We start from the raw sequence: 13,955 nt of genomic DNA on the forward strand, positions 1-13,955 counted from the left end.
CGTGATGATGAAACGTCGCAACTTGTCACCTGCCGGGTGAGCCCTAGAATGGGCGTATTTTACCTCCATCCTCTTGTTATGTAACGGGAATTCTTGGAAGACGGTTCATTCAGTTCACGGAACCAGGTAAAAGTTTGCTTTAATCCCACATCCGGCGATTGGTGGCCCACAAGCCTATTGGGCTGGAGCGCCGAAAAGCAGCCAAACGGACTTCAGTTTTGCGCTCCATGTGATCGCCGAACATGATTTTGCGCCGGACACCGGGTTTGATGACACACGAAGGGGATGGATGAGCCGATGAAATTAGCCGAAGCCTTGATCTTGCGAGCTGACTGTTTACGACGTATCCGGGAGCTGAAATCCCGGCTGGCGGCGAGCGCGAAGATTCAGGAGGGCGATGAGCCGTTTGAGGATCCGCAGACCCTCATTCGGGAACTGGAACAGGTGGCGACGGAGTTTCTGGGTTTAATCCAGCGGATCAACCGCACCAACGTCCAGACGCCATTCGAGGATGGCAAGACGCTGGCCGATGCCCTGGCGGAGCGCGATATTATCAAGCTCAGACGCGGTATCTACTCGGATTTGCAGGACAAGTCAGCCGGCGGGGAGTTCTTCCAGCGCGTGAGCCGCGCGGAGATCAAGTTTATTTTCACCATCGATGTGGCGGAGAACAATCGCAAGATCGACGCGCTCTCGAAAGTCTATCGTGAGTTGGACACGCGGATTCAGCAATTGAACTGGACCGTCGATCTGGTCGATTAAGCGCGACCATCGGTAGTCGTCGCAACAGAGGCGAGCACGAACCCGTCAACTGGGGAAGTTGAACCCAAACTTTGGGCCTGGGCAAGCCCCATCGTTTAGATGTCATGCCTGGCATTGTGACATGACAACAGGGTAGCAATTTAACGTGTATCACCGTGTGCTGATCGGTTGCGACGATGAGGGTGGGTCAGGGGTGATGGCCGCGCAAACCGGGGCTATGCCGCCCGTGAGAGATCGGCATCCAACCCGCCGGGGCGATCCGTTGGATGATCTCAGGTCGTCTCTGGTCTCTCGTCGTCCTCCTCGGCGAGCAGCGGAAACGAATCGACGCAGTCGTGCTTTTCCAGGTCATGCTCGCTGACCAGCCTGGCGCCCCAGCAGGTGACCTCAGGGATACCATACAGACAGACCCGTTGATTGGCGTTTAAGGCATTGATCCAGTCCAGCATCGGCTCGAACACATGCGCTTCCCACAAGGCCGCGCGCGATGGATACGCAAGTCCACCTTCGCACCATCGACACACATACTGTCCATCCGCCCGGCGTTTCTCCATCACATCGAAGTCACCGATAATATCCCAGTAGACGCCCTGTTCATCCTGGATGAAAAGCTCGGCGCTTCCCCGTCGGCAGACTTGGAACGTCAATTGCGGTGCCAGACCCGCAAACCGCAGCGTGAAACAGTGCTTCCATGACACCGCGATCCAGGGTGCAAAGCGGAAGCGATGGTGATGGTGGCGGATCCAGGCGTCATAGGTTCGGCGGACAAAATTCTTCGGCATGTCAGTCTTCCAGGGTGTGGCGGCACGGGGCCGGTCATCGTTCTGGCGTCTGCCGGTCGGGGGCGCATGGCGGCATGGCTCCACGCCCGCCACGCGCGGCCAACCGCTCAATGGATTGAATCCCCGCCAGCATCTTGAGCCGCGCGGAGGGATTGGCTGAATGCACGCTGATCGTCGGCGGATCGAAGCCGCGCAGGGCCACGGCTTCCTCGATCCAGCAGATCACGTCATAGCCGGTCCCGCGCGCGTCGTCGCCGAGATCATGATCGAGGCTCACGGCTTGCACGGTTCCCGTTTCCAGCCACGCAATGACCTCCGCCGGCCAAAACGCGCGGATCCAGCCCTCGGGCGTCGGGCGCTCGTCGTCGAGAAAGAGGCGCCGTCGTTTCATCGTTGACATCAGGCTGTTCCTCCAGCCATGGCGCGTCCTACTGGGCGAACCCCTGGATCCGCGCCGCCGCGGACAAGGTGAGACGGTGGAGATCCACCAACTCGCGCTGGTCGAGACGCCGCCCAATGTAGCCACCGGCGAGGACGAAGGCGATCGGTAACCCACGCCCCTGACACCACGCGAACACCAGACGCTCGCGTTCGGCCAGAATCTCGTCGGTGATGCCGGCTAGGCCGCCGAGGGCACAGCGTGCGCACGGGTCCATGCCCGCGTTGTACAGACAGAGGTCGAAGGCGTCGCCGTGCCGGTTCAGCTCATCGAGCAGGCCATGGATGGTCGGGAGGTAATCGGCACTGTCCTTGACCAGGACCAACCGCGCCTGATCGGTCTCCGGATAATGATCGTGGCGGTCAACGGCGACATCGATTTGTCGAATCCGGGGTTCGTTCACGATCAGAGACGCCGTCCCGCCCCCGCCGTGCGCGTCGAGATCCAGAATCAACACCGATCTGGCCCCGGCGGACAGGGCGGCGTACGCCGCGATGACCAAGCCGTTGAAGGTGCAAAACCCGTCGCCATACCCATAAGCCGCATGGTGGAACCCACTGGACAGGGATCCGGCGACCCCGTCTTCCAGCGCCGCGAGTGCCGCCGCCACCGCCCCGCCAGTGGACGCCAACTGCATCGGCCACAACCCGGTATCCCAATAAAACCCTTGCGACTCGGCCAGACCGCGTGGCCGACCCGTCTCGATGGCCTGGACATAATCCGGGGCGTGAACCGCGAGGAGCTGATCGCGCGTGAGTAAAGCCGGCTCCTCCAGTTCGATACCGGGGATCGGCGCGGCGATCAGCGAGTCCGCCAGCCATTTGGCCTTGCGCGTGGTGTCGAAGCCGTAGCCGGAGACCACATACTCCGCACGATAGAACACACGGACCACGTTCGTCTTCCGCACCCGCGTCTGAGGCATCGTCATCTCCGATGAGGTCTTGACTCCGCCCCATTCTCCGGTTTTTTGCGACAGAGACTGTCGCATCTATCCGGCACACTGCACCCCATGCCTGAAGGAGATCACCGATGACATTCCGATCTGTTCGCCGCCCCTGGTTGGGTCTGTTGATGCTGCTCCCGCTGGCCGGTGTCGCGGACACCCCGCTGGCCCCGCAACCGCTGGCGAAGGTCGGTCCCTGTCCAAGCGGCTATACCACCAGCAGCCAGTATTGTGTGCCGGGTCGGAAGGCTCGCCTGGCCATGGAGAAATATGGTGCTTGTCCGAGTGGGTATGCCACCAGCGGCGCCTACTGCCTGGCCGGTCAATCGGCGCGGCCCGCCGTGCCGAAGCGGGGGGCGACCTGCCCCGCCGGTTGGTCGAAGAGCGGGGATTATTGCCTGCGGAATCGCCCATGACCGACGCGATCCAGGTGGCCTTGACCCAGCACCGGGGACGGGTGGCGCGGAGCCAGCAGGATGCGCTGCTGGTGGGGCAGGACATCGTTCAATCCCCGGATTGGCCGATCACCGCCGGCAGCCTGAGTCGATCCGGCGGTCGGTGCGCGGTCGCCGATGGGGTGGCGATCAGTCCCGTTCCGCATCGGGCCAGCCGCGCGGTGCTGGAGGCGCTGCGGCGTGCCGATCAGACACCGCCCGAGTGGTGGCAAGACGGCTGGATCGGTCCCCGGCTGATCCGCCGCCAAGTACATCCCGCGTTGTGCCGCCGGCTGGCACGGGATCGGCGAACCCATGGCGCGGCCACCACCCTGGCCTTGCTGCAATGGCGCGATGCCCGGTTCAGTGTGGTCAATGTGGGCGATTCGCGGGTGTATCGCATCGGCGCCGATGGCGTCTGGCAGTGCGTGTCCAAGGATTACACCTATCGTCAATCCATGATTGAGCGCGGCGAGATCGCCCCGGAGCAATCGGTGGGGCAGCTTTATCACGATCTGGAATACCTGCTGATCGCCGATGAGGGGGAGGACGACTTTGCCGTGCATTGGCAGCAAGGAGAGTGGGCGCCGGGGGAGAGCTTCCTGCTCTGTACCGACGGGGTGCATGACACCCTGGGCGATGAGCGACTGGCCGCGTTCTATCGGGCGGAGCTGCCGGTGACGGAGCAGGTGAGCCGTTACCGAGAGGCGGTACTGGTGGCGGGGTCGCCGGATAATTTTTCGTTGATTTTGTTGCGGGGTTAGTGCCGCGAGGACGACCTTTTCTCCAATGGGTTACACACGACCAGCAGCGGATCATCATCCTCCCAACCTCTGTCAACGACACCCGTGCCGCCGCGACCGATTCCGGCAGGATTGATTGCCCCTGAAGCGGCCATCCCGATGCCAGGGCGGATCGATCCCAGGCCAACCGCTCACGCGAAGCTGCGGGAATGGCGCGACAACGGGGTCCGTCTCGGTTGGCTGATCCTGCCTGACCAGCGGCAGGTGTGGCACTATGCGCAGGAAGTCGAGCCCGTCTGTCTCGATGACTCGCCTAAATTGCGCGACGCGGCTCTGTTGCCAGGGTTGGTATTGCCGCTAGGGGGATTTTGGAGCCGGGGTCGAAACTGTCGCCAAGCGATACCGGAAAATGCGTGGCTGCGCTTCCCGAAAGATCAAAGGAGATGAGGCCATTAATTATTGAGTGTAAGTACTTACACGCTTACGAGTAGAAAACTAAAAGCCGAACGAACCTTCCTTCGGCAATCAAAGAACAAAGAGAACCCGATGAATAGATTTCAGCCTAATGAAAATCCAGATTTAGTAAAGGTAGGAGTTATTTCCGGTTCCTTCTTCGTTCCAGCCTATCAGCGCGGGTATCGCTGGGGTGAGCACGAAATCAATGCTATGCTCGATGATATCTATATCGATGGTCAAAGGAACTCGTATGAGAAATATTGTTTGCAGCCCATCGTTATCAAATGGATATCGGATGATAATCGTTTCGAACTGATCGATGGACAGCAGCGACTGACGACCCTCTATCTGATCTACCGTTACTTGAAAAACACTGACCCGAATATTCATCTGAAATTTTCTCTTGACTATGAGACCCGGCCCGACAGCACTAGCTATCTACGCGATCTTGATCCCATCAAGAAAAATGACAACATCGATTTCTTTCACATATATAGCGCCTACCAATTGATCGGCGATTGGTTACAAAAGGCTGCCTCGCGCGTCAACAAGACTCCACTATCCGTAGGTACGCGAGTCTTCGACTATCTCCAGGATCTGGTACACGTTATCTGGTATGACGCTGGCGAGGTGGATTCCACTACGCTTTTTACACGACTCAACGTCGGCCGTATTGCTCTCAGCAATGCCGAACTCATCAAAGCCTTGCTGCTGGCTCGACAGGATGGGAACAACTCGGCTGATGAGCATCGACCGATCGAGATATCCACCCAGTGGGACATGATCGAACGGGAATTGCGTGACGAGGCTTTTTGGGCCTTCCTGACGAACAAGCCGGAAACAGCCTATCCTACACGTATCGAATTCATCTTCGACTTGATTGCGAACAAAACCGAAGGAGAGGAGGAGCGATTCCACACCTTCCTTCATTTCAAGAGACTTTTTGATTGCAAAAGTCTTGATGTCCAAAAAGACAAGCATCCTCAGCGGGATATCTGGGAAACCGTTCTGGAACGCTATCAACTCCTGCGCGAATGGTTTGAGGACCGCGCGCTCTATCACGACGTTGGGTATCTCGTCGCCGTGGATTCCATCGAACTTGGCAAGCTAATCGACGTAGCCAACAGTACAAGTACGTGCACCCGGACCAGTTTTCGGGCTTTCTTGAACGAACAGATCGAGAAATCCCTCGACTTAGACTTCTCATCTGCTCACGCGCTTTCCTACAACTCAGACTCAAAAAAATGCGAGCGCCTATTGCTTCTCTTCAATGTAGTATCGGTGCGTGAGCTGAAGCATTCGTCAGAACGCTACCCCTTTCATTCGCACAAGAAGCAGAACTGGTCCTTGGAACACATCCACGCTCAACATCCCGAGCCCCTCAACACTGAGAGTGCTTGGCGGTCTTGGCTGGATGACAGCAAATGCGCACTGACCGAACTGCGCCTTGCCGACCCGACCGAGGAGAAGAGTAAGCAGGAACTCGTCAGTAAGATCGATGACCTGCTGGCGCGCAAGAAAGTCGAAAAGCCAGACTTTAATCAACTCTCTCAATCAATCATGGAATTCCTAACCGATAAAGACGCCAAGCACGACCTGCATTCCATCTCCAACCTGGGATTGCTATCCGGCCATATCAACAGCGCCCTCAGCAATGGCGCCTTTCAGGCGAAGCGTCGACGAGTGATCAAACTTGACCGCAACGGTGAATTCATTCCAATCTGTACCCGGCGAGTCTTCTTCAAATACTACACAGATGCCGGCAGCCAACAGATGCACCTCTGGAGCCGGAAAGATCAAGCGTCTTACATCGACAAGCTGCTTTCTCGGGAAGAAGGCATCGGGAACTATCTGCGGACAGTCGAGGAGGCGCAGTCATGACCACGTCGTTCAGAAATCTCTTTCGCGAGGGGGGTATCGACCACATCGAGATACCCCGTATGCAGCGTGACTATGCACAGGGTCGACAGGATGGGGACGTACCGCGCATCCGCAGAAAATTCCTAGAGGTTTTATGCCGTGCAGTGACCAAGGGGGAATCGGTGGGTCTGGATTTTATCTATGGAGAAGTCGAGGACAGGCGGATAGATGGAACGGTCAAGAAGTGCATGATCCCCCTCGATGGCCAGCAGCGCCTGACCACGCTGTTCCTTCTCCACTGGTACCTGGCGGCTCGTAGCCGCATCACTGGCAGCAAATGTGACTTCCTGGGCAGGTTCACTTACGAAACTCGCTACAGCGCTCGGGATTTCTGCAAGAAACTTGTCCTCCAGCGACCGGATTTTCCGCACAACACACGCCTCTCTGAATGGCTGGGTGACCAGCACTGGTATGCCTGGATCTGGAAGCACGACCCCACGATTCAATCCATGCTGGTGATGCTGGATGATATACACGATTTACTCAAAGATGCCGATGATGAGGCTTGCCAGACCGCTTGGGATCGACTGGTATCGGAAAACGCTCCGGCCATCAGCTTCGAGAGTTTATCCCTCGAAAAAATGGGCCTTACCGATGACCTTTACATCAAAATGAATTCCCGAGGCAAGCCGCTCACGCCTTTCGAACGCTTCAAGGCGGATTTTGAGCAGACCCTTAAAGAAATATCGGAGGCGAATGAGGGGAAAATCGCTGGCGAGGAGAGTTCTTACCAAGAATTCATTCGTAAGGTGGACCAGGAGTGGTCAGATTTGCTGTGGCGCATGCGCGGTGATGACGACATTATTGATGACGAATTCCTACGTCTATTCCGCTTCATCAGTGACATCTTCGTCTATCGGTACCACCTGAAACCGGATAACGATTCCGCCCTCTTCGGCAAGGATATTGACGGGTGGGCGGAAGGAATCTACGGGAAAGACGCTCACAAACCTTTAGACGCTCATCGCCACCTGTTCGACGCCTTCGATAGCCTTTACGACGTCTTCGTCAAGAATAAAGAAGCGGAGACGATCGCCGACTGGTTCCGTAGTCTCTTTACGGAAAACGGTTACAAACTCGGTGCGGTTGCGATTTTCGATTCGCAGGTCGATCTCCTCGGCAACTGCTGTGCGAAATACGGAAAGCAAGAGGGGAATAGACGAGCCTTCACTCTGTCGCACGCCCTGCTGCTCTTCGCCGTTCTCGAATATTTGATGGCTTACGATATCAAGCGAGAGGATTTCACTCAGCGCCTACGCACCCTACGCAATCTGATCTTCGCTTCCGACAACGAGATTCGCCTGGAGAATTTCCCGGCCCTACTGAACGAGACCGCCGAGTTCATCCGGACCGGTGATCTGGGCAAGGTCGCGGTCTATAACTCGCGTCAGATCGCTGAGGAAAGAGACAAGGCGGGTTTCCTCAACCGGTATTCTGCTCATGCCGGGCTGCCGGAGATCCTCCACCGCCTTGAGGACCATGACCTGCTACGCGGCTGCTTGGCGGCTTTCGATCTAAGCGTGGACGACGTAACCTTTAGCAGACGGACCGAGATTTTCCGTGAAATATTTATAGAAAGCGAGAAGGCACCATACCTGGAGATCGGCGCCGCACTGTTGGCTTGTGGCGACTATTCTCAGAAAACCAGCCAGGGAAGATATCGGTTTGTCAGTCCGGAAAATGCAGGGGTATGGCGTTCCTTGCTCACAAACCCGGGAAGAAAGGACATCGATACGACTCGCAAAATACTGGAAAATCTGTTGGACACCCTTGCCAACACGCCGGGTGCTTCGATGCAAGTCAGGCTTAACAGCATTGCCAGTGACTATCTGGCCAAGCAGGAGACGGCAAAGCAATTCGACTGGCGGTACTACCTAGTGAAGTACGGTTGTATGCGTTCCGGAAACAGCGGCCTCTATATCTCTTCGAGCGGTGCCATGGGTTTCGATCTCTGCATGATGGAGAAGACGCAACTAAACAGCTATTACCGAGATCCTTACCTATCCGCGGTCATTCAGGAGAGCGGAGCCAAAGAGGGTCAGGACCAGGGTGTGGAAGCACCGTACTTCTACGGCTGGGATGGTTACACACCTAGCGGACGCTGGATCAAGCTTGCGAGGACTGGCGAGCGCATCCTGAGTTGCCGTGATGATGGCTTTCAATTGCAGGAACCGTCCCAGGCATGCGAGCAAGATATCTTTGCGAAAATCATCAAGAGCTATAATGTGTGTGATGACCTCGTATTGCGGGTGCCGCAAGTGGTCAATTCCGACATTACTTATGACCAGGAAGACCGTGTTCTCGTCGGAGCGAAACTATTGAAAGAACTCATCATCTGCCAGCAGTCGATTCCACTTACCAATTCTGCGTCTGGCGGCAGCTTCGTTGAGGGTATTGTTCCCGCATAATTCCATGTAGTTGCACGGCTATTGGCGCCTACCACCGGATTGGCGAACTCGCCTGGAATGTGGAGATGGGATGGGGATTGCGGAAACTCAATAAGCCGGATTTTGGTACGACAGGATCTTGCCGGTGGAGGTCTGGCAGGCGGCCCAGTCGGCGGCCGGCGATGGCGACCGGCGGCTCTCGGTCGGCACCTCCTCCCTGGTCTATCCGGCGGCTGAGCGGCTCGTGATGGCGGCGGACCAGGGTGCCCTGGCGGGGTCCAGATCAATCCGGCCGTCACCGCTTTGAATGCCGTTGCCCAGATCAATCTGTACGGGACCGCGGCGCGGATCCTGCCCGAACGGCTCGCCCGGGCGTAGTCGAGTGACGGCGCGACGCTAGTGTCACCGACCCGGAGCCCTCATGCTGCTGACCATCACCACCACCCACCGTCCCGCCACCGATCTTGGCTATCTGCTGGCCAAGCATCCCGGGCGCTGGCACGAGAAGGACTTGAGTCAGGGCCGCGCCATCCTCTTCTATCCCGAGGCGAGCGAGGAACGCTGTACCGCCGCGCTGCTCCTGGAGATCGACCCGGTCGCGCTCGCGCGGGGGCGCGGCGCCCGGCACGAGAGCCAGGCGCCGCTGGAACCCTATGTCAACGACCGTCCCTATGTGGCCTCGTCGTTCCTGAGTGTGGCGATCACCCGCCTGCTCGGCTCCGCGCTCAAGGGGCGCAGCACAGAACGCCCGGACCTGGCGGACACCCCGATCCCGCTGGAGGCCGAGTTGCCGGTGGTACCGGCGCGCGGCGGCGAGCCCTTCCTGCGCGCGCTCTTCGAGCCGCTGGGCTACGCGGTCGACTGCGCTCGGCTTGCGCTCGATCCGCAGTTCCCGTCCTGGGGCAACAGCCGCTACTTCTCGCTGCGGCTGCGCCAGACCCTGCGACTCGCCGATCTCCTGACCCATCTCGCGGTGCTGATCCCGGTCCTGGACGACGCCAAGCACTATTGGGTGGGCGAGGACGAAATCGACAAGCTGCTCCAGTCTGGCGGCGACTGGCTCGCCGGGCACCCGCAGCGCGAGGAAATTACCCGGCGCGCGCTGCGCCGCGACCCGCGTCTGGTCTCCGAAGCTTTGCGGCGCCTGACTGACGAAGAGGATCCCACCCTGGACGCACACGAGCAGAGCGCTGGCGACGAGGAGGACGCCCTGGAGCGGGATCTGACCCTGAATCAGTGTCGTCTGGAGGCGGTGCTCGCCGCCCTGCGGGAAGTGGGCGCGGGCCGCGTGCTGGATCTCGGCTGCGGCGACGGCCGACTGCTCCAGCGCCTGGCCGCCGAGCCGTCACTGACGCACCTCGGCGGCGGCGATGTCTCCCCGCGTGCCCTAAGTCTCGCGGCGCGGCGGCTGCATCTGGACAATCTGCCCGAGCGCCAACGCCAGCGATTCGACCTCTTCCAGGGTTCGCTGCTCTATCGCGATGCGCGGTTTCGCGGCTTCGACGCCATTACCCTGGTCGAGGTCATCGAGCACCTGGAACCGAATCGGCTCGCCGCCTGCGAGCAGGTGCTGTTCGCCGAGGCGCGCCCGGCCACCCTGATCCTGACCACGCCCAACCGCGACTACAACGCGCTTTTCGCCTCTTTGCCGGCCGGTGCCTTCCGCCATCGCGACCATCGCTTCGAATGGTCCCGCGCCGAGTTCGCGCACTGGTGTGAGGCGGTCGCCGAGCAGCACGGTTACGCGGTCCGGATCCTCCCGATCGGTGAGGTGCATCCCGTTCAGGGGCCGCCCACCCAGATGGCGGTGTTTCGCCGCCACGACACCCCCGCTGGTCAGGGAGCCGCCGCATGACGCTCACCATTCCCCAACTCTCCCTGGTCGTCCTGATCGGCGTGTCGGGCAGCGGCAAGTCGACCTTTGTCCGGCGGCATTTTCTCCCGACCGAGGTGCTCTCCTCCGACGCCTGCCGCGCCCTGGTCAGCGATGACGAGAACGATCAGAGCGCGACCAGGGACGCCTTCGAGGTGCTCCATTTCATCGCCGCCAAACGGCTGGCAGCGGGTCGACTCACGGTAATCGATGCGACCAACGTCCAGCCCGAGGCGCGCAAACCCCTGGTGGAGTTGGCGCGCCGCTGGCACTGCCTGCCGGTGGCGATTGTCCTCGATCTTCCCGCGCCGCTGTGCCAGGCCCGCAACCGCGAGCGTGCCGACCGCGCCTTCGGTCCGCACGTCATCCGCAGCCAGGCGGATCAGCTTCAGCGCGCCCTGCGCTCGCTCAAGCGCGAGGGTTTCCGCCACATCTATCGGCTGGATTCGCTGGAGGCGGTCGAGTCGGCGGTCATCGAGCGCCAACCCCTGTGGAACGACCGCCGTGGCGAGACCGGCCCCTTCGATCTCATCGGCGACGTGCATGGCTGTTTCGAGGAGCTGTGCGCGCTGCTGACCCAACTGGGCTATGTGGTCGAGGGCGGCGAAGACCAGCCGACCGCCCGGCATCCCGCGGGCCGCCAGGCGGTCTTCTTAGGCGACCTCGTCGACCGTGGCCCCAAGATTCCGGCGGTGCTGCGTCTGGTGATGGCGATGACGGCGGCGGGCGAGGCGTTGTGCGTGCCCGGCAATCACGAGGCCAAGCTGATGAAGTGGCTGGATGGCCGCCCGGTGCGGATCGGGCATGGACTGGCGGAGTCCATCGCCCAGCTCGAACGGGAGCCGGCGCCCTTTCGCGCCGAGGTGCGCGCCTGGATCGACGGGCTGGTCAGTCACTATGTGCTCGACGGGGGCGATCTGGTCGTGGCCCACGCCGGGTTGGCCGAGGAATACCAGGGGCGCGGATCGGGAAAGGTCCGCGCCTTCGCCCTCTACGGCGAGACCACCGGGGAGACCGACGCCTTCGGCCTGCCGGTGCGCTGGGACTGGGCGGCGGCCTATCGCGGGCGCGCCCATGTGGTCTACGGGCACACCCCGGTCCTGGAGCCGCAATGGGTCAATCGCACCCTCGGCATCGACACCGGCTGTGTCTTCGGCGGGCGCCTCACCGCCCTGCGCTGGCCGGAGAAGGAATGGGTATCGGTCGCCGCGCGCCAGGTCTATTACGCGCCGGTCAAGCCCCTGACGCCAAGCCAGCCCGAGCGGACGCCGGATCGGCTCGACATCGGCGACGTACTGGGCCAGCGTGTCATCACTACCCGGCTCTTCCCGACCATCACGATCCGCGAGGAGAACGCCGGCGCGGCGCTGGAGGTGATGAGCCGCTTCGCCGTCGATCCGCATTGGCTGATCTATCTCCCGCCCACCATGTCTCCGTCCCAGACCCGACCGGAGGGCGACAGCCTCGAACACCCGCGCGAGGGGCTGGACGACTACCGGCGCGCGGGGGTGCGGCGGCTCATCGGCCAGGAGAAGCACATGGGCTCGCGCGTGGTGGCGATCGTGACCCGCGACGACGGGGTCGCCGCGCGGCGGTTTCAGGCGCGCGACGGGCGCCATCACGGCATCCTCTACACCCGCACCGGCCGACCCTTCTTCGCCGACCCGGCGCTCGAGTCGGGACTGCTCGCGCACCTGCGCGCGGCGCTGGAGGCGAGCGGACTCTGGGACGGGCTCGAAACTGATTGGCTCTGTCTCGACGCCGAGCTACTGCCCTGGTCGGCCAAGGCGCGGGAACTGCTCAAGACCCAGTACGCGGCCGTCGGTACCGCCGCCCGGACCGCGCTCGCCGCCGCGGTGGACCGACTGACCCAGGCAGTCGCCCGCAACGGCGCGCCGGCGGATCGGCTGGCGACCCTGCGGGAACGCCAACAGATGGTCGCGGCTTACGGGGAGTCCTATCGGCGCTATTGCTGGGAAACGCCCAGCCTCGCCGACTATCGCCTGGCGCCCTTTCATCTCCTCGCGGGCGAGGGGCGCACCTTCAGCGATTGCGACCACGCCTGGCACATGGCGACCCTGGAACGCCTGTGCGCGCACGGGGAGTTACTCCAACCGACCGCCTATCGCCTGGTCGATCTCGACGAGCCCGCGTCGGAGGAGGCCCTGATCGCCTGGTGGGAACAGCTCACCGCCGCTGGCGGCGAAGGGATGGTGGTCAAGCCGCTGGAGTGGGTCGTACGCGGGCGCCGGGGGCTGGTGCAACCGGCGATCAAATGCCGGGGACGCGAGTATCTGCGTCTCATCTATGGCCCGGAATACACCGCGCCCGCCAACCTGGAGCGGCTGCGCCCGCGTACCCTGGGACGTAAGCGCGCGCTCGCCCTGCGCGAGTATGCCCTGGGACTGGAGGCGCTCGAACGCTTCGTCGCCGCCGAACCGCTCTACCGGGTGCACGAATGCGTCTTTGGGGTGCTGGCCCTGGAGAGCGAGCCGGTGGATCCGCGTCTTTGAAACCGCATCCAGACCGGGGCAATGCCGGGCGGATCGGCGTTGACTCCACTCACGCCAGCGACAGGATCGGGCCTGTTGGCGCGGGATCCGCCGCGTTCAAAGTACCGCCTGATGGGCCGCTGTGCGCTGACCCGCGGACGCCAGCCGTCCAACGACGAGCGGGCGGAGCGGTCGCCAGCTCGGCCCAGGCCCCCCGCGAATCCGGCCAGCCACTCGCGCGGCGCCAGGCGGTCGTCGAGCAGCGGGAAGCCGCCTGGGTCGTCGATGAGGCCATCGAAGATCCCCGAGTCCGCCTCAAACCAGGGCCGCTCGATGTCGCTATCCATTACCGGCACCATGCGTGACTGGTGATTGAACGTAAGCGAGCCGTCACGGACATTCGTCAGATGGCTCGCGTGAGTTCAGAGGTCTTGCCGTTCCGTCTCGTCAAACATGCTTCCGACCAATCGATCCCCATCGTTCCAAAGAGTCTCCGGATCAGCTGGAATCAAACGAATGATAGGCCCATCCAGATCAGGATCCCACGGCGGCGCCGGACCGAAGAGCAGCCGGGCGATGAGTGCGATGACAGCCAGTCCGATGAAGATGGTCAGCCCGAGACCGCCGGCCAGCAGCGGCATCAGAATGGCCGCCAGCAGCCAATTCCACCACGTCCAATGACGAATCGAGAACATCGCTTTCCCTCCGCTCCGAGACAGACGTT

General features: G+C 61.1%; 11 protein-coding genes. 7 read left to right on the forward strand and 4 right to left on the reverse strand.

Going from position 1 to position 13,955, the window contains the following annotated elements:
• The first annotated feature begins 285 nt into the window (after positions 1–285).
• Positions 286–762 carry a DIP1984 family protein gene (locus CKO27_RS19120; protein ID WP_200376520.1) on the forward strand — a complete coding sequence of 159 codons (477 nt, stop codon included), beginning with the start codon at positions 286–288 and terminating at the stop codon, positions 760–762.
• A 272-nt stretch (positions 763–1,034) separates the two neighbouring features.
• On the opposite strand, the gene CKO27_RS19125 is transcribed toward CKO27_RS19120, so the two are convergent.
• The 3 genes from CKO27_RS19125 to CKO27_RS19135 are packed head-to-tail and all read right to left on the reverse strand — an operon-like array spanning position 1,035 to position 2,905.
• Positions 1,035–1,544, reverse strand: a complete 510-nt coding sequence (locus CKO27_RS19125) for a hypothetical protein (protein ID WP_200376521.1) — start codon at positions 1,542–1,544, stop codon at positions 1,035–1,037.
• Positions 1,545–1,578: 34 nt separating this feature from the next.
• Positions 1,579–1,944, reverse strand: a complete 366-nt coding sequence (locus CKO27_RS19130; protein WP_200376522.1) for a cyclic-phosphate processing receiver domain-containing protein — start codon at positions 1,942–1,944, stop codon at positions 1,579–1,581.
• 28 nt (positions 1,945–1,972) lie between these two features.
• Positions 1,973–2,905: an arginase family protein gene (locus CKO27_RS19135; protein WP_200376523.1), complete on the reverse strand. Its 933-nt coding sequence runs from the start codon at positions 2,903–2,905 to the stop codon at positions 1,973–1,975.
• Between the two features lie 107 nt (positions 2,906–3,012).
• Between CKO27_RS19135 and CKO27_RS19140 the strand changes: the two genes are divergently transcribed.
• The 6 genes from CKO27_RS19140 to CKO27_RS19170 all read left to right on the forward strand — a co-directional run bounded on the left by CKO27_RS19140 (position 3,013) and on the right by CKO27_RS19170 (position 13,252).
• Entirely contained in the window at positions 3,013–3,342 is a 330-nt protein-coding gene (locus CKO27_RS19140) for a hypothetical protein (RefSeq protein WP_200376524.1), read from the forward strand.
• Positions 3,339–4,124, forward strand: a complete 786-nt coding sequence (locus CKO27_RS19145) for a PP2C family protein-serine/threonine phosphatase (RefSeq protein WP_200376525.1) — start codon at positions 3,339–3,341, stop codon at positions 4,122–4,124. Before CKO27_RS19140 ends, CKO27_RS19145 begins: the two co-directional genes overlap by 4 nt.
• Before the next feature lie 525 nt (positions 4,125–4,649).
• Positions 4,650–6,440: a DUF262 domain-containing protein gene (locus CKO27_RS19155; RefSeq protein WP_200376527.1), complete on the forward strand. Its 1,791-nt coding sequence runs from the start codon at positions 4,650–4,652 to the stop codon at positions 6,438–6,440.
• A complete protein-coding gene (locus CKO27_RS19160; protein ID WP_200376528.1) occupies positions 6,437–8,887 on the forward strand; it encodes a DUF262 domain-containing protein in 2,451 nt (816 codons plus the stop codon). The genes CKO27_RS19155 and CKO27_RS19160 overlap by 4 nt, the downstream gene beginning before the upstream one ends.
• Positions 8,888–9,287: 400 nt before the next feature.
• Positions 9,288–10,721 (forward strand): 3' terminal RNA ribose 2'-O-methyltransferase Hen1, encoded by a 1,434-nt coding sequence (locus CKO27_RS19165; protein WP_200376529.1) that lies wholly within the window; start codon positions 9,288–9,290, stop codon positions 10,719–10,721.
• Positions 10,718–13,252, forward strand: coding sequence for a polynucleotide kinase-phosphatase (locus CKO27_RS19170; protein ID WP_200376530.1), 2,535 nt, complete (start codon positions 10,718–10,720; stop codon positions 13,250–13,252). The genes CKO27_RS19165 and CKO27_RS19170 overlap by 4 nt, the downstream gene beginning before the upstream one ends.
• A gap of 401 nt (positions 13,253–13,653) precedes the next feature.
• On the opposite strand, the gene CKO27_RS19175 is transcribed toward CKO27_RS19170, so the two are convergent.
• Entirely contained in the window at positions 13,654–13,926 is a 273-nt protein-coding gene (locus CKO27_RS19175) for a hypothetical protein (RefSeq protein WP_242471001.1), read from the reverse strand.
• Positions 13,927–13,955: the final 29 nt, after the last annotated feature.

This window comes from Thiocystis violacea, from assembly GCF_016583575.1.
GTDB classification, from domain to species: Bacteria; Pseudomonadota; Gammaproteobacteria; order Chromatiales; family Chromatiaceae; genus Thiocystis; species Thiocystis violacea.

Bases quoted from the DNA above. Each gene is read 5' to 3' on its own strand.
- CKO27_RS19140 (WP_200376524.1), top strand. From the start codon at position 3,013: ATGACATTCCGATCTGTTCGCCGCCCCTGGTTGGGTCTGTTGATGCTG.
- CKO27_RS19175 (WP_242471001.1), bottom strand. From the start codon at position 13,926: ATGTTCTCGATTCGTCATTGGACGTGGTGGAATTGGCTGCTGGCGGCC.
- CKO27_RS19135 (WP_200376523.1), bottom strand. From the start codon at position 2,905: ATGCCTCAGACGCGGGTGCGGAAGACGAACGTGGTCCGTGTGTTCTAT.
- CKO27_RS19170 (WP_200376530.1), top strand. From the start codon at position 10,718: ATGACGCTCACCATTCCCCAACTCTCCCTGGTCGTCCTGATCGGCGTG.
- CKO27_RS19145 (WP_200376525.1), top strand. From the start codon at position 3,339: ATGACCGACGCGATCCAGGTGGCCTTGACCCAGCACCGGGGACGGGTG.
- CKO27_RS19165 (WP_200376529.1), top strand. From the start codon at position 9,288: ATGCTGCTGACCATCACCACCACCCACCGTCCCGCCACCGATCTTGGC.
- CKO27_RS19130 (WP_200376522.1), bottom strand. From the start codon at position 1,944: ATGTCAACGATGAAACGACGGCGCCTCTTTCTCGACGACGAGCGCCCG.
- CKO27_RS19155 (WP_200376527.1), top strand. From the start codon at position 4,650: ATGAATAGATTTCAGCCTAATGAAAATCCAGATTTAGTAAAGGTAGGA.
- CKO27_RS19120 (WP_200376520.1), top strand. From the start codon at position 286: ATGGATGAGCCGATGAAATTAGCCGAAGCCTTGATCTTGCGAGCTGAC.
- CKO27_RS19125 (WP_200376521.1), bottom strand. From the start codon at position 1,544: ATGCCGAAGAATTTTGTCCGCCGAACCTATGACGCCTGGATCCGCCAC.
- CKO27_RS19160 (WP_200376528.1), top strand. From the start codon at position 6,437: ATGACCACGTCGTTCAGAAATCTCTTTCGCGAGGGGGGTATCGACCAC.